General features: G+C 65.7%; 12 protein-coding genes. 9 read left to right on the top strand and 3 right to left on the bottom strand.

Annotation, left to right across the window (positions count from 1 at the left end; genetic code table 11):
- Positions 1–9: 9 nt before the first annotated feature.
- Entirely contained in the window at positions 10–1,809 is a 1,800-nt protein-coding gene (gene treZ / locus QSJ18_RS11810) for a malto-oligosyltrehalose trehalohydrolase (RefSeq protein ID WP_462476060.1), read from the bottom strand.
- A gap of 260 nt (positions 1,810–2,069) precedes the next feature.
- Between treZ and QSJ18_RS11815 the strand changes: the two genes are divergently transcribed.
- The 9 genes from QSJ18_RS11815 (at position 2,070) to QSJ18_RS11855 (ending at position 11,552) form a co-directional block, all read left to right on the top strand.
- Positions 2,070–2,927 (top strand): MlaE family ABC transporter permease, encoded by an 858-nt coding sequence (locus QSJ18_RS11815; protein WP_462476054.1) that lies wholly within the window; start codon positions 2,070–2,072, stop codon positions 2,925–2,927.
- Position 2,928: 1 nt separating this feature from the next.
- Positions 2,929–3,795: an MlaE family ABC transporter permease gene (locus QSJ18_RS11820; RefSeq protein WP_286326646.1), complete on the top strand. Its 867-nt coding sequence runs from the start codon at positions 2,929–2,931 to the stop codon at positions 3,793–3,795.
- Positions 3,796–3,805: 10 nt separating this feature from the next.
- Positions 3,806–5,116: an MlaD family protein gene (locus QSJ18_RS11825; protein ID WP_286326647.1), complete on the top strand. Its 1,311-nt coding sequence runs from the start codon at positions 3,806–3,808 to the stop codon at positions 5,114–5,116.
- Positions 5,113–6,159, top strand: a complete 1,047-nt coding sequence (locus QSJ18_RS11830) for an MlaD family protein (protein WP_286326648.1) — start codon at positions 5,113–5,115, stop codon at positions 6,157–6,159. The genes QSJ18_RS11825 and QSJ18_RS11830 overlap by 4 nt, the downstream gene beginning before the upstream one ends.
- Positions 6,156–7,148 (top strand): MlaD family protein, encoded by a 993-nt coding sequence (locus QSJ18_RS11835; RefSeq protein WP_286326649.1) that lies wholly within the window; start codon positions 6,156–6,158, stop codon positions 7,146–7,148. Before QSJ18_RS11830 ends, QSJ18_RS11835 begins: the two co-directional genes overlap by 4 nt.
- The gene (locus tag QSJ18_RS11840) at positions 7,142–8,263 is read left to right on the top strand and encodes an MCE family protein (protein ID WP_286326650.1); all 1,122 of its coding nucleotides are present in this window, start codon (positions 7,142–7,144) and stop codon (positions 8,261–8,263) included. Before QSJ18_RS11835 ends, QSJ18_RS11840 begins: the two co-directional genes overlap by 7 nt.
- A gap of 24 nt (positions 8,264–8,287) precedes the next feature.
- The gene (locus tag QSJ18_RS11845) at positions 8,288–9,418 is read left to right on the top strand and encodes an MlaD family protein (protein ID WP_286326651.1); all 1,131 of its coding nucleotides are present in this window, start codon (positions 8,288–8,290) and stop codon (positions 9,416–9,418) included.
- Positions 9,415–10,587: an MlaD family protein gene (locus QSJ18_RS11850; protein ID WP_286326652.1), complete on the top strand. Its 1,173-nt coding sequence runs from the start codon at positions 9,415–9,417 to the stop codon at positions 10,585–10,587. Before QSJ18_RS11845 ends, QSJ18_RS11850 begins: the two co-directional genes overlap by 4 nt.
- Before the next feature lie 68 nt (positions 10,588–10,655).
- Complete coding sequence (locus QSJ18_RS11855; RefSeq protein ID WP_286326653.1) at positions 10,656–11,552, top strand: hypothetical protein; 897 nt, start codon at positions 10,656–10,658, stop codon at positions 11,550–11,552.
- 7 nt (positions 11,553–11,559) lie between these two features.
- Here the strand turns inward: QSJ18_RS11855 and treY are convergent, their stop codons facing one another.
- Together treY and glgX are read right to left on the bottom strand one after the other, a co-directional pair.
- Entirely contained in the window at positions 11,560–13,890 is a 2,331-nt protein-coding gene (gene treY / locus QSJ18_RS11860; RefSeq protein ID WP_286326654.1) for a malto-oligosyltrehalose synthase, read from the bottom strand.
- Positions 13,891–13,897: 7 nt separating this feature from the next.
- Positions 13,898–16,318 (bottom strand): glycogen debranching protein GlgX, encoded by a 2,421-nt coding sequence (gene glgX, locus QSJ18_RS11865; protein ID WP_286326655.1) that lies wholly within the window; start codon positions 16,316–16,318, stop codon positions 13,898–13,900.
- Positions 16,319–16,364: the final 46 nt, after the last annotated feature.

The following is a 16,364-nucleotide window of genomic DNA, read 5'->3' on the forward strand; positions in this document are numbered from 1 at the left end:
CTCGGCGTACTACGGAATCGGCGAGGTGCGGCGGCCGACGACCACGTTGTGGCCGGGCGAGGTCACTGTGCCCGACGTTGTTTCGACCGGGGCCCATGACAATTCGACGTCGACGCCGATCGGTACGACCGTCTCGTTCGGGGCGAGCACGCAGATCACCGACCACTGACCGCGGTGCATCGCGAACCAGCCTGCCTGTTCGTCGTAGCCGGTGCCGATGCTGTCGAAGCCGGGTGCGTGCAGGTCGGTCTGCTCCCGGCGCAGGGCGATCAGTGCACGATAGAAGTCGAGGATTCGCCGATGGTCGGGGGAGTCGCGTTCGGACCAGTCGAGTTTCGATGCCGCGAAGGTCGCCGGGTCCTGCGGGTCGGGGACCTCGGTGCTCGCCCATCCGTGGTCGGCGAACTCGGCTTGTCGTCCGGTGCGGACGGCCTCGCCGAGTTCGGGTTCCGGATGTGAGGTGAAGTACTGGAACGGGGTGCCCGCACCCCATTCCTCGCCCATGAACAGCATCGGGGTGAACGGGGAGAGCACCACCAGCGCCGCCTTGATGGCGAGTTGTCCACCGTCGAGGTATGCCGACGGGCGATCCCCGGCGGCCCGGTTGCCGACCTGATCGTGGGTGCAGGTGTAGGCGAGGAACGCGGTGGCCGGAAGGAGGTCGGTGGGGATCGGCCTGCCGTGCCGCCTGCGGCGGAACGATGAGTAGGTGCCGTCGTGGAAGAAGCCGCCGCGCAACACCTTCGACAGGGTGGAATAGCTCCCGAAGTCGGCGTAGTAGCCGTGGCGTTCGCCGGAGACCGCGGTGTGGATCGCATGGTGGATGTCGTCGTCCCACTGCGCGGCCAGACCGTATCCGCCGCGGCTCCGCGGTAGAACCAGTCGCGGATCGTTGAGATCGCTTTCGGCGATCAGCCCCAGCGGGCGGCCGAGCCGGGCGGACAGGGCGTCGGTGGCCGTGGCGAGTTCTTCGAGGAGATGGACGGCCCGGTGATCGACGAATGCGTGCACCGCATCGAGCCGTAGTGCGTCGATGCCGAAGACATCGAACCAGCGCAACGCGGAGTCGACGATGAACGCGCGGACCTCGTCGGAATCGGGTCCGGACAGGTTGACCGAGGATCCCCAGCTGGTGGTGCCCTCGCTCAGATAGGGACCGAACTCGGGCAGATAGTTCCCCGACGGGCCGAGATGGTTGTACACGACGTCGAGGACGACGCCCAGTCCGCGCTCGTGTGCTGCGCCGACGAACCGGAGCAGCGCATCCGGTCCACCGTAGGGCTCGTGGACCGCGTACCAGCCGACCCCGTCGTAGCCCCAGTTGTGTATCCCGTTGACCGCGTTGAGTGGCATCAGTTCGACGAAGTCGACGCCGAGGTCGACGAGATCGTCGAGATGCCCGATCGCCGCATCGAGGGTGCCCGCGGGGGTGAACGTGCCGACGTGCAGTTCGTAGATCACCGCGCCGTGCACCGATCGGCCGGACCAGCGGGTGGCTGCCTGAGCGGCCGGATCCGGGCGGAAGAACGCGGATAGGCCGTGGACGCCGTCGGGCTGACGGGCTGAACGAGGATCCGGCCGGACGGGGCCGCCGTCGATCGAGAACCCGTAGCGGGCGTCGTCGACGGGGACGTCGATGTCGGCGGTTGCGGGGTCGGCGGTCCACCAGCCGCCGTCGGCGGGGTGCATCGGATGCCGAGTGGCGGTGGCGTCATCGTCTATGACGAGCTCGATCGTGGTGGCGCCCGGCGCCCATACGGCGATGTCGGAGGGGGTCGGGGACCCTATCTGATGACGCGCCGATGTCAGAAACGGGGGGTTTGCCACCCATTGGTCGGCCGACCCAGTTATGGTTCTCTCGTCATCAATTGTTTTGTGGGTCACATCCCGGCCAATGGGACTCGGCGTATCCGTCACCAGTCAGAAGGTAGGACCGGATCGGCACAGTCGCAGCGCCGCGTGGTGTGATACCGGACACAGGGGGTGGGTCGGAGTGGGGTATATTACGCAAGCCGTGCACTCGGGCGAAGTGCTGAAGACAACTGGTCCGACAAGCGCAAGGGTGGGGATTGAGCACTGAGACAGCGACCGCGGACGACGCTCCGCCGGTCTCGAAGCGCCCGAATGTGGTGACGCGCTGGCTGCGTGACCACGTGATGGCGTCCTTCGACACCTTCGGTCGCCAGATGGGCATGTTCGTCGAGGTGTTCAAGGTGCTCTTCGTCGACATCGTCAAGCGACGTTTCCCGTTCGGCGAGTTCATCCGCCAGTGCGCGTTCATGGCGAGCACCTCGGTCTTCCCGACGCTGCTCGTGGCCATCCCGATCGGCGTCGTCGTCTCCATTCAGGTGAGCAACATCGCCGGCCAGATCGGTGCGACCTCATTCTCCGGTGCGGCGACCGGTCTCGGCGTGATCCGGCAGGGCGCCCCACTGGTCACCTCACTCCTGCTCGCCGGTGCGGTCGGCTCGGCGATCGCCGCCGACCTCGGGTCGCGCACCATCCGCGACGAGATCGACGCCATGCGTGTCATGGGTGTCAATCCCATTCAGCGACTCATCTCGCCACGGCTGCTCGCGACCATGGTCGTCAGCTTCCTGCTCTGCGGCTTCGTCTGCTTCGTCGGTTTCATCACCGGCTATGTCTTCAACGTCTACTTCCAGGGCGGCACCCCGGGTAGTTATACGGGCACCTTCGCGTCCTTCGCGTCCACCTCCGATCTGATATTCGCGATCGGCAAAGCGGTGATATTCGGGGCGATCGTGGCGATCGTGGCCTGCGACCGTGGTCTGTCGACGAAGGGCGGTCCGGCCGGTGTGGCGAATTCGGTGAACGCGGCGGTGGTCAACTCGGTGCTGCTGCTGTTCACCGTGAACGTTGTACTGACTCAGCTGTTCGCACTTCTCGTCCCGGCGAAGGTGGTGTGAGATGACCGCGTCACGGTATGTGCCGCCTGCCCTCCGGCCCGTCGAGGCAGCCAAGGGTCTCTATCGGGGGCCGCGCAACCTGCTCGCCCAGATGGGGCATCTGATCACCTTCCTGGTGCGTTCCATCGGGGCGGTGCCGCTCGCCTTCCGCCACTACCGGAACGAGGTCTGGCGCCTGCTGTCCGATGTCGCGTGGGGCAACGGCGCGATCGTCGTCGGCGGCGGCACGGTCGGCGTCATGGTCATCCTCGGCATCATGGGCGGTGCGACGGTCGGGATCGAGGGCTATACCGCGCTGAATCTGCTGGGGATGTCGTCGGTCACCGGTGGTCTGTCCGCCTTCGCGACGACTCGCGAGATCGCGCCGCTGCTCGCCGCCACCGCGTTCACCGCGCAATCGGGGTGCCGCTTCACCGCGCAGCTCGGCTCGATGCGGATCAGCGAGGAGATCGACGCGCTCGAGGCGATCGCGATCCGTCCGCTGCCGTATCTGGTGACCACCCGGATGAGCGCCGCGGTGCTGGCCATCATCCCGCTCTACTCGGTGTCGTTGGCCGCCAACTACATCGCCTGCCAGGTGATGTTCCAGGTGCAGAGCGGCAAGGGGGCCGGGACGTATCTGGCCTATTTCAACTCGTTCATCCTGTCCCAGGATGTGGTGTGGTCGTTCCTCAAGGTGATCGTCTTCGTTCTGCTGACGACGTTCATCCAGTGCTATTACGGCTACTTCGCCTCCGGTGGTCCCGAAGGTGTCGGGGTCGCGGCCGGCCATGCGATCCGGCTCGCGATCATCGTCATCGTCTTCGCCAACACGATCATGACGCTGGTGTTCTGGGGCCTTGAGCCCGGCGTCCAGATATCGGGTTAGGGGGCGTCAGATGAACATCTCGACGGACGGTCGCAATCCTTCGCTGTTGCAGTACGTGCTGCGCGGCGTCGTCTTCTTCATCGTGCTGGCACTCGTCTTCGTGCTGCTGCTGATGCGCTACCAGGGGGCGTTCACCGCGAAGGTGCCGGTGACCGCCGAGCTCAACGACGTGGGCGACGGCCTGGTGACCGGTGCCGACGTTCGCTACAACGGTCTGATCGTGGGCAAGGTGTCCACAATCGACGTGCAGGACAACGGTTCCGGTGGACAACAGCTCAAGCTCGTGCGGATCGACCTGGATCCCGATCAGGCCGAGGGCATCCCGGCCAACGTGACCGCGCGTACGGTGCCGTCGAATCTCTTCGGCGTGAACTCCGTCGAATTCGTCCGACCCGCCGATCCGGGTACCGCGCGCCTGACCGACGACGCCACCATCCCGGCCGACACCTCGCTCACGACGATTCGCCTGCAGGACGCGCAGAACGAGTTGCGCACCCTGCTGCGGGCCGTTCCGCCCGCCGAACTGGCCAGTCTGCTGGGTGCGATCTCCGGTGCGCTCAAGGGCGGTGGGTCGACCTTCGGATCCTTCGTCGGAGTGCTGCAGACCTACTTCGACAGCATCAACGCGATGTTCCCGCCCGGTGCGCCTCCGGGATTCCAGAACTTCAACAACGCGGTCATCGGCCTGTCGAAGTCTGCGCCGCAACTACTGGATGCGCTCGGACGCAGCGTCATCCCGGCGATGACAATCGCGGAGAAGCAACGCGACCTGACCGCACTGCTGTCGGCTGGGCAGGGCATCCTCGACCAGACCCAGTTGGTGTTCGCGCGCAACGGCGACTCCGGTAAGCGGCTGGTCGCGGACCTGAACCGGACCCTCGGCGCGGCAGTACTCGAACCCGACGCCCTGCCCGAGGCGCTGACCGCACTGAACAATCTTGCCGCCAAGGTGCTGACCGTGTTCACCGGTGTCAACGGTCACGCCCAGTTGAACATCGGCGTCAGCTTCGGCGCGTTCATGCGCTACACCCGGCAGAACTGCCCGGTGTACAACGGCGGCCCCTACGGTCAGCTGCGCGGCCCGGGGTGTGTCGGTCCGGGTACCGGAACGGGGCCGACGAGTTCGGGTCCGCTGATGATCTATCCGTCCGACGGCATGCGCCGGATGTCACCGGCCGGGGCGGTCACCACCGAAGCCGACAGTGCGACGCTGGGCGCGGCACTCGGACGTAAGCCCAGCGCCGCGGACACCCTGATGCTGGGTCCGTTGGTCCAGTCGGTCGAGGTCACCAAACGCACACCCGGGGGAGGGGGACGATGAGCGCCGATCAGGCATCCATCCGTAAACCGCTGATCGGCTTCTCGCTGTTCGCGGTCGTCGCTCTGCTGCTCACCTACATCATCTATTCGACGCTGGAACGGTCGGTATCGGGACATACCGAGAGCTTCTCCACCTACTTCGGCGACGCGTCGGGTCTGGCGGTCGGCGACGATGTGCGGATGGCCGGCGTCCGGGTCGGTCGCGTCCAGTCGATCGACCTCGACAACGGCCGCGCCCGAGTCGAATTCGAGGTGCAGGACGACCAGCAGATCCTCACCAACACCAAGTCCCAGATCCGCTACCAGAACCTGATCGGTCAGCGCTACCTGAATCTGGTGCTGGACCCGAAAGTGGCGAGCACCCCGATGCCGCCCGGGTCGACACTCAAACTTCCGTCGGAGGATTCCTTCGACGTCACCAAGCTGCTCGCCGGCTTCCAGCCGGTCTTCGAGACCCTCGACGCCCAGCAGGTCAACGAACTGTCGATGGGGCTGATCAAGACCTTCCAGGGGGACTACGACGGCAACGAGGTGTTGTTGAGCCGGACGATCGCACAGGTCGGCAAACTCGCGAACGACACCGCCAATCGGGATCTCGTCATCGGTGCGATCATCGACAACCTGAGCGGGGTCATGCGTGATCTGTCCCAACAGGGTGGTCAGCTCGGGACCGTCATCGGCAACATGGCCAAGCTGATCGAGAACCTCAACGGGAACTCGGCGGCCTTCGGCCGGGCGGTCTCGGATCTGGGTAACACCGCCAGCGGGTTCGCCAACGTCCTCAGCCGTAGCCGCGCCGACCTGAGCGACGCCGCCACCAGCGCGCGCCTGGCCACGCAGACCCTGATCGGAAACGGCGCCAAACTCGACCAGATGGCCGTCGACCTACCGATCTTCCTCGGCCATTTCCCGATGGTCCTCGGCGAGGGTAATTACCTCAACATCTATGCCTGCGATCTCGACATCGCGATCGGTGACGTCCTGCTGCCGCCCGGCATCATCAATCGAATCGGCGGCACCAAGCATTCGGTGGTGTGCCGATGAGTCTCAGCACGCATTTCTATGAGAACAAGCGCTTCTGGTACGGCCTGATCGGTGCCGTGGTCATCGCGGTGATCCTGGTCGGCGTCGTCGGCCTGGGGAGCGCGCATATCGGCAAGACGACCTACACCGGCGAATTCCAGCAGGCCGGCGGCATCCGTCCTGGCGACAAGGTGCGGGTGGCGGGTATCAACAAGGGCGAGGTCAGCAACACCGAACTCAAGGGCTACTACGTCGAGGTCACGATGAAACTCGACGACGACGTCAAGGTCTCGGCCGACGGTATCGCCGAGATCAAGATGTCGACGCTGCTCGGGCAGCGTTATGTCGACGTCTCGCTGGGGTCATCGCAGGAACCGCTCAAGGACAACAACTTCGAGATCCAGAACACACGGGTGCCCTACGACCTGCAACGCGCCATCGAGGCCGGCGCCCCGATCCTCAACGGCATCGAGAGTCAGCCCTTCGCCGACAGCATCAAGGAACTCAACCACCAGCTCAAGGACGCACCGGCGATCACCAAGCCGACCGTGGACGCGCTGACCGAGATGTCGAAGGTGGTCACCAACCGGCGTGACCAGATCAACCAGCTGATCGCAGACACCAAGACTGTGTCCAATGTGGTCAACGGCAACCAGGCGCAGCTGGCCATCATCATCGGGCAGGGGCGGCAGTTGGCGCAGAAGATCACCGCCCGGGAGGCGTTGGTGACCAAGCTCCTCGACGGGATCGCCGAACTCACCGAACAGGCGAAGGCGGTCGCGGGGGAGAACGGCAATCAGTTCGCGCCGATCATGGCCAACCTGAACACCATCTCGCAGGGCCTGGAGAAGAACCGCGCGAACCTGCGCAAACTGCTGGAGATCTTGCCGGTGACCGCCCGCATGACCAACAACATCATCGGCGACGGCCCCTACGCCAACGGCTACCTGCCGTGGGGCATCTTCCCCGACAACTGGCTCTGCCTGGCCCGGGTGGTGGACGGATGCTGAACGGACAGGGGAGGACTCGCGTGCTGGGATCCCGGCGGACCGGGACACTGGTTCTGCTCGCATTGCTGACGGTCGTCGGGCTGTCGGGGTGTTCGCTCATCCCGGCGAGTTGGAAGGCCGCCGCGGGATCCGCCTACGAGCTGACCGCCTATTTCGACAACGTCGCCGGTCTCTACGACAGCAACGACGTCTCGGTACTCGGCATGCCGGTCGGCCAGGTGACCTCGGTGGAGCAGCAGGGCACCCGGGTAAAGGTGACCTTCACCGTCGACAAGAGTGTCTCGATCCCCAAGGAGGCGACCGCGGCGATCGTGAACACCTCGATCGTCACCACCCGCCACATCGAACTGAGCCCGGCCTACACCGAGGGACCCACACTCGCCGACGGTGACGTCGTGCCGACGACGAAGGCGCCGGTGTCGGTCGGCGAACTGTTCGACTCGCTCAACAGTCTGGTCACCGCGCTCGGCGGCGACGGTCAGGGCAATGGCCCACTGGCCGACATGATCGACATCACCTCCGGTATCTCCAGCGGCAACGGTGAACGGATCCGGCAGGCGCTGCGTGAACTTGGCTCGGCCTCGGAGGTCGTCTCGGGGAACAGTGACGCCCTCGTCGACGTCGTCAAGACGATCCAAGGGCTGACCTCGACCCTGGTCGGTAACTATCCGAAGATGAAGGAGTTCTCGGCGGCCATCAACGACGTCGGGATGATGTTGCAGCGCCAGTCGCCCGGCCTGGTGGCCACGATGGGCAATCTGAATACGGCACTGCGCAACACCTCGGCATTCCTGGCGAACAACACCGGGACCATCTCCGCGTCGTTCAGCCGTCTCGGGGCGTTGGCCACCAATCTGGGGGACTTCTCCCGGCAGGTCGTGGAGACCATCGACGTCGGCCCGCTGCTCTTCCAGAATCTGAGCAACTCGGTCTCCGCCGAACAGGGGGCGTGGCGCGCGCAGGTGCTCCTGGACAAGTCGTTGCTCGACAACGAACTGCTGGCGAAGTTCTGCGAGACCATCAACCTGCACAAGGATGGTTGCCGCACTGGCAAACTCAAGGACTTCGGACCCGATCTGGGCATCTACTCCGGCCTGTTGGCCCTCCTGAAATGAGGTCCCGACATGAGACTTGCTGACATGAGATCCGCCGGCCGGAAGGCTCCGGCGAGGCGTATGCGCCGCGGTGGTGGCGTGCTGGTCATCCTCGTCGTCGCGGTGCTGGGGCTGTCCGGCTGCGGACGGTTGCCCGGTTTGACTGTCGAGCAGATCCCGCTGCCGGTGCCGGGAGACATCGGCCAGGCGATCGAGCTGACCGCGAACTTCGACAATGCGCTCAACCTGCCGTCGCGCGCCAAGGTGAAACTCAACGGCACCGACGTCGGGCAGGTCACCAAGATCACCGCCAAGGACTATCGGGCCATCGTGACGATGGACGTCAGCGAGTCGGCCAAACTTCCGGTCGGTACCGGGGCCGAACTGCGACAGGCGACCCCGCTCGGCGACGTCTTCGTCGCGCTGCTCCCGCCGCCCGGCGCGCCGAAGGGATATATGCGCGAGGGTGACACCCTCTCGGGACCCACGTCGGCCGCGGCCACCGTCGAAGATCTCCTGGTCAGTATGAGCGGTGTGGTCGACAGCGGGTCGCTGAACTCCGCGACGATCATCTTGACCGAGTTGAGTGCGGCGGTGGCGCCACATCCCGACGCGCTGCACGGTTCGATCGCCGGACTGACCACCGCGATCCGCAAGTTCAACCAGAATGCGGCCGAGGTCGATGCCTCGCTGCGATACACCCGCGTGCTCACCGCGCAACTGGCTGCGGGCCGGGCCCAGATCATGGCCTCGATCAACAAGCTGGCGCCTGCCCTGAGCTCGGTCAACGGTCAGATCGACCTGATCCTCAGCACGCTGGACAAGACCAAGAGTGTGACGGCCGCGACCAACGACTTCCTGCGGTCGGACGGTGACAACCTCGTCGAGATGATCGGCCACCTGTCGACGCTGCTCGGCGGTCTGCAGCAGGCGTCGGGGACGTTGGGCAATCTCGCCGACAACCTCCACGTATTGGTGCCCAAGTGGGTCAAGACGACGTCGGGCAGTGCGGCTGCGCTGTCGGCGAAGGTCTATTGGCTGAGTCCGGGTGTGGGTTTCGACTCGGCGAGCCGTCTGCCCGACATCAGTGACGTCGACGCCGGTTCGGCTGCCTTGCAGCAGACGCTGACCCGACTGCTGGCCCGTCTGACTGGGACGAAGGGGTGCTGCGGATGAGTGGACTGTTCGGGTACCTGCGCAAGCATTCGGTGCTCCTGGGCAATCTCGCGTTGATCGGCGTGATGATCGTCGGCCTGTCCTATATCGCCTTCGGCGCCCTGCGGTGGCAACCGTTCACCGGACGCTACGAGGTGACGATCAACTTCCCGATCTCCGGCGGACTGCAGGAGACGTCCGGGGTCACTCTGCGTGGTGCGCGCATCGGTGATGTGGAATCGATTCGGGTGCAGCCTAATTCGGTGCAGGTCAAGGTGAGCATCGAAGACGACGTCCACATCAGCCGGAAGACCAGGGTCAAGGCGCTGGGGCTGTCGGCGGCTGGTGAGCAGTACGTAGATTTCCAGCCGGAGTCCACCGAGGGGCCGTTTCTGGGTGACGGGGACGTCATCGACGCCGGTCCCGCTGACGTGACGACCCCGTTCCCGCAACTGCTCGCTTCCTCGCTCGACGTCATCGAACAGATCGACCCGGCCAAGTTGGCATCGACCGTGCACAGCCTCGATGTCGCGCTGGGCACCGATGGTGGGACCAACCAGCTCGACGTGCTGTTCAAATCCGGTGGTGCGATCTTCGCCGACCTCTACCGGGTGCTTCCGGAGACGAAGAAGCTGATCAGCGAGACCGGCGACATCCTGCTCACGACGGCAGGCATCCAGCCGGATTTGTCCACCACGGTGTCCTCGATCAGTTCGCTGGTGAACGCCGCCGTCGCCTCGGACCGAGAGCTGCGCACCCTGTTCGAGCACGGTCCCGGGCAGCTGACCAGCCTGACCGGTTCCCTCAATCAGCTCAACGATCCGCTGGCCGACGTGCTCACCGAGTTCGTCGATATCGCACGGCAGGGAGCGATCCGGGCACCTGCGGTGGCGAATCTGCTCCCCTCGATCCGCGACGCGAGCGTCAAGAGCCTGACGATGTTCCACGGCGGCGCATGGTGGGCGTTCGGATCCGTCTATCCGCGGCCGGCGTGCAACTACCCGGTGACCCCGCGGCGACCCACGCAGATCCTTGAGCTCTCGATCCCGTCCAATCTGTACTGTGTGACCCAGGATCCGAATCAGCAGGTTCGTGGCTCGGCCAACGCGCCGCGACCGCCGGGGGACGACACGGCCGGACCGCCGCCGGGATACGACCCCAACGCACGTACCGTGCCCCTGGACCGGTGATCCACCGCGCAGGTGATCTCCTGCGCACGTGATCACCAGGGGGCCGCGATCACAGAGAAATGGCTTAGATGACCGAGCGTGACACCAGCCGCAATGACAAGGAAAACCCGGACGAGCAGAAGCCGGACGAACCGGACACCGGCGGGCAGGGGACCGGAACCGTGGGGGACACCGCGGCCGTGACCCGGCCGCAGGGCAAATCCGGACGTAAGCGTGTCCGGCCGGGCGACACTCCGGCCGATGCCGATGCCGATGCCGATGCCGACACCGCGACGGCCGACACCGAGACCGTGGTGGCGAGCAAGCCGCCCACCTCGGGCACTGTCCGGTCCGGCCGGCAGGTCACCGTGACCCTGACCGGGAGCGGTCTCCTCAAGGCATTGGCCGCCGCGGTGGTGATCGGGCTGATCGTCGTCATCGGCGTGCTCGCGGCGAAGCTCCACGACCGCAACCAGCAGCTCGATGCCTTCGACGACTCGATCGCCGCGTCGAAACATTTCGTCAACGAGTTGGTCGCGACGATGAAGTCCAGCAACAGCGACCAGACCAAGGAGCGGCTCGGGCCGCTGAGCACCGGCGCGTTCAATGACCGTCTGCAGCGGGAGAGCGCCGAGACCACCGATCAGGCCAACGGCCTCAAGGTGACCAGCGCCTCCGCCGACATCAAGCTGGCCACGGTGGAGAAGTTCACTGCGGATTCGGCGACCACCCTGGTACAGGCCGAGGTGACCGCGAGCGGGGCCAACTCGACAGCCCCACAGAAGGCGGTGTTCTTCTACCTCATCCAGCTGGAGAAGCACGACGGGAAGTGGCTGGTGGCCGATATCGGTCCAGCTCCGGGAACCGGCGTGATGATCGGTGACGGGACCCAGGCGAACCCGAAGGCTGTGCCCACCAGGCCGGAAGCGCCCACCGGTGCTCCGACGCCCGGCGCGCCGACGCCGGCTCCCACCCCCGCGGGCTGACGCGAATTCAGTTCGCGCCGACCGCTTCCAGTAGCGCAACCGGATGGTCGGCCCGTGCGGTGGCAAGGTCGACCACCGAGCGGTGGACGGCGCCGGTCCGGATGTCGCGCCACTCGCCTGCGGGGAGGATGACGTGAGTGTTCGCCGCGGATGCCGGGCGCAGGCTGTGGGTGAACCGGGCGGTGATCAGCGCGATCGCCGGGCCGGCGGTGGTTGCCCGCGCAAAGCCGATGACGTGGTCGGCCGCGGCACCCTCGGCGACCAGCGGTAGATACCGTCCGTTGATTCCGAAGGCGTCCGGATGCGCGGCCCGCAGCCCGAGCGCAGCCCGAATCAGCTGTGTCTTGGGATGATCGGTCGGCGCGGAGTAGTCGACCGGCCGTCGATTGTCCGGGTCGACCAGTGAGTCCTCCCACCACTGTGTGCCCTGGTAGATGTCGCCGACACCGGGGCCGAGCAGGGCAATCGCCTTGCGGGCCAGTGCTTCCTGCTCCCACGACGACGCCATGCGGGCCACCAGCGCTCCGATCACCTCGGCGGCCGGGCCGTCGGTGACCGCAGCGATCCAGTCGCTCAGCGCCGACTCGAAGGCTTCGTCGACGGCCGTCCACGACGTGCGAAGTCCAGCTTCACGCGCGGCCTTGCGCGCGTAGTCGTCCAACCGGTGGCGCAGGCTGGTGGGGACCGCACCGCCGTCGGCAGGCCACACCCCGAAGATGTTCTGTAGCAGGAAGTATCCGGTCAGATCGTCGGGCGGCGGTGTCAGCTGCCAGATCCGCGCGACGGTCAGTGACCACCGCTCCGGGATCTGGGAAAGCAGGGCGATCCGGGCACGCACATCCTCGCCACGTTTGGTGTCGTGGGTCGACGATGCCGTCATCGCCGCCGGCCAATCCCTGGCCCGGTGGACGTTGTGGGCGTGGAACTGGGCCACGTCCAGGCTCGGATGCGTGGGGTCGCCGCCGACCTCCTGCGCGGAGACGAGCCGCGCGGTGCGATAGAAAAGGCTGTCCTCGACGCTCTTGGCGGTCACCGCCCCGCAGGTCTGCGCCAGCCGGGCCGAGGCGGGGCCGGGGATAGAGGTGGCGCGGCCGATCACGGTCAGGGCCGGACGCAGAAGTGGTTGTGCCTGTTCGATCTCGCCGATCGTGGTGAGGAGCCGATCGTGCAGGACCGGGTAGTCGGCACGGTAGACGCCCAGCCGCGCGATCAGTTCCGCGCAGGCGCGCCCGAGGTCGGCGTCGGTCACCATGTCCTCGCGCCGGTCGTCATGTGTTGAATGTGCGACCGCCGCCACCAGCCGTCGTTGTTCGGCGGCAAAGGATTCGGTGAGGGTGGTCAGCTTGCGGGTGTGCTCGGTCGAGATGAGCCAGGCGGAGTCCCCGGAGACGCCGGTGATGCGTTCGTGGGTCTCGGCCAGTTCGATTGTCCCCGAAGGTGCGACGAAGACCGCGTCGATGACGCGGAGTTGGTCGTAGCCAGTAGTGCCCTGAACCGGCAGGGAGGGTTCCAGCGGTTCGTCGGGAGCGAGGATCTTCTCGATGTAGATCAGGCGATGCGGTCCGAGATCGTCGCGCAGGCGCCGCAGATAGCCCTGCGGATCCCACAGGCCGTCGGGATGGTCCACCCGGACACCGTCGATCAGGTCCTCGGCGACCAGCTGAGCCAGCCACCGGTGGGTCGCAGCGTACACGGCTGGGTCCTCCTGGCGCACCGCGGCGAGTTCGTTGACGGTGAAGAACCGGCGATAGCCGATCAGCCCACTGTTCCACGGCACCAGGCGATAGTGCTGTCGATCGTGCACCTGCTGCGGAGTGCCGGACTCGGTGCCCGCCGCGATCGGCAGAGCGTGATCGTGGTAGCGCAGGTAGCCTCCGTCGTCCACGCGCAGCGGGGTGAGGTCCCCGTCCGCGGCGAGGATCGGTAACGCGATCTTGCCGTCGGCGCCGTTGTCGCGGGAGAAGTCGACGTCGAAGTAGTCGCGGTAGGGCGAAGCAGGGCCGTTGCGCAGCAGGTCCGCGAACCACGGGTTGGCCGGCACGTCGGCGACCCCGGTGTGATTGGGCACGATATCGATGATGATGCCGATCTGGTGATCTTTTGCAGCCGTGCGCAATTCACGTAGGCCGTCGAGACCGCCGAGGATCGGGGCGACCTCGGGCGGGGGCAGCCAGTCGTAGCCGTGGGTCGACCCCGTCACCGCGGTGCCGATCGGGGAGAGATACAGATGGCTGACACCGAGATCGCGGAGGTGGCCGAGAATGCCGATCACCTGCGCGAAGCCGAAGTCGGGGGTCAGCTGAACCCGGTAGGTGGCGATCGGGGGCCGCGGCGTCATGGTCGGCTCAGGTGACCTTGCGGAGGACCAGCAGCGAACGGCCACCGATCGTCACGGTCGAGCCGGAGCGTACCGACAGCGTGTCGGATTCCCCGGTCGGATGGGTAGTACTCAGCACACCCGTCCATTCCGGGGCCAGGGCGGTCGCCGGCATCGTGAAATCGAGATCCTCGTAGTGGGCGTTGAAGCAGATCATGAAGCTGTCGTCGACGATCGGCTCACCGCGTTCGTTCTTCTCGGCAATGCCTGCACCGTTGAGGAAGACGGCCAGGCTCTTGCCGAAGCCGGAATCCCAGTCGGCGTTGGTCATCTGATCGCCGGTCGGTGTCAGCCACACGATGTCGAGGGCGTCCGAACCCCAGCGGATGGGTTTGCCTGCGAAGAAGCGGCGGCGGCGGAACACTGGATGTGCCGTGCGTAACGCGATGGCGCGCCGGGTGAACTCCAGCAGGTCGTTGTTCTTGGCCGCGAGTTCCCAATCCATCCAAGCCAATTCGGAGTCCTGGCAGTAGACATTGTTGTTCCCGAGCTGGGTTCGGCCGATCTCGTCACCGTGCGAGATCATCGGAGTGCCCTGGGACAGGAACAGGGTGGCCAGGATGTTGCGTTGCTGGCGGGCACGCAGCTCGAGAATGTCGGGATCGTCGGTCGGTCCCTCGACGCCGCAGTTCCACGACCGGTTGTGGCTCTCGCCGTCGCGGTTGCCCTCGCCGTTGGCCTCGTTGTGCTTCTCGTTGTAGGACACCAGATCCCGCAGCGTGAAACCGTCGTGTGCGGTGACGAAGTTGATGCTGGCCAACGGGCGGCGACCGGTCGCCTCGTACAGGTCCGACGATCCGGTCAGCCGGGAGGCGAATTCGCCGAGTGTCGACGGCTCACCGCGCCAGTAGTCGCGGACGGTGTCGCGGTATTTGCCGTTCCACTCCGTCCACAGCGGTGGGAAATTGCCGACCTGATAGCCGCCCTCACCGATATCCCACGGCTCGGCGATCAGTTTGACCTGACTGACCACCGGATCCTGCTGGACGAGATCGAAGAAGGCCGACAGCCGATCGACGTCGTGTAGTTCGCGCGCGAGCGTTGAGGCAAGGTCGAAGCGGAAGCCGTCGACGTGCATCTCCAGCACCCAGTACCGCAGCGAATCCATGATCAACTGCAGCGTGTGCGGGTGGCGGCCGTTGAGGCTGTTGCCGGTACCGGTGTAGTCCATGTACATCGCCGGATCACCGTCGACGACACGGTAATACGCGGTGTTGTCGATGCCGCGGAAGCACACCGTCGGTCCGAGATGATTGCCCTCGGCGGTGTGGTTGTAGACGACGTCGAGGATCACCTCGATACCGGCGTCGTGGAAAGCCCGCACCATGGCCTTGAATTCGGTGACCGCGCTGGCCGGCTGGTCGGGATTCGAGGCGTATTCCACATGTGGCGCGAGAAAGCCGAAAGTGTTGTAACCCCAGTAGTTTCGCAGCCCCTGGTCGCGTAAGACGAAGTCCTGCATGAACTGGTGCACCGGCATCAGTTCGATCGCCGTGACGCCCAGCGAGGTCAGGTGATCGATGATGGCCGGATGGCACAGCCCGGCATAGGTTCCGCGCAAGGCCTCCGGCACATCCGGATGGGTGGCCGTCATCCCCTTGACATGCGCCTCATAGATGACGGTCTGGTGATAGGGCCGATTGGGGGAGCGGTCGTTCTGCCAGTCGAAGTACGGGTTGATCACCACCGAAACCATCGTGTGGCCCAACGAATCCAGACGAGGCATGGCCTCGGCGGGACTCGGTGGCGGGTCCTGTGTTTCGCTCGGGGGGACGTCGGGGTCGTCGTGGTCGTCGGGTTCCGCCGGTGCGTCCGCCGCTGTTTGTGCGGCTGGTTCCCCGGAATCCGGTGTCGCCGAATCGACTTCGTCGTCGGCGGCCAGCACCCGATCGTCGCTGCCGGTGGCGGGTACCGTCCCGCCCGGGGTGCCGGATGGCGTGATCGTCGGGTCTGACTGCTCGTGACCGGCGTTGTCCGGTTCGACCGGATTCGACTCGACACCCTCGGGCGCATCCGGTTCGGGTGCATCCGGGTCGGGCAGGGGATAGGAGAACAGGGAGGGGGCGCCGTCGAAATCGCCGTAGAAGGCCTTGCCGTAGGGATCGAGTAGGAGCTTGCTCGGGTCGCAGCGCAGGCCCTGATCCGGATCGTAGGGGCCGTGGACGCGGAATCCGTAGAACTGACCTGGGCCGACGTTGGGAAGATAGCAATGCCAGCAGTAGCCGTCGACCTCGTCGAGGCGGATGCGCCGCTCACCGCCGTCGGCGTCGATCAGGCACAGTTCGACCGCCTCGGCGACCTCGGAGAACAGCGAGAAGTTCGTTCCGACACCGTCATAGGTCGCCCCGAGTGGATAGGGCGTACCCGGCCACACCGGAATGGGTGTCATACACACCTGCTTGCGGTCATGAGGAGAACCCTAGCCGCGTCGGTGG

This window comes from Gordonia heveisoli (assembly GCF_030315745.1).
Taxonomy (GTDB): Bacteria; Actinomycetota; Actinomycetes; order Mycobacteriales; family Mycobacteriaceae; genus Gordonia.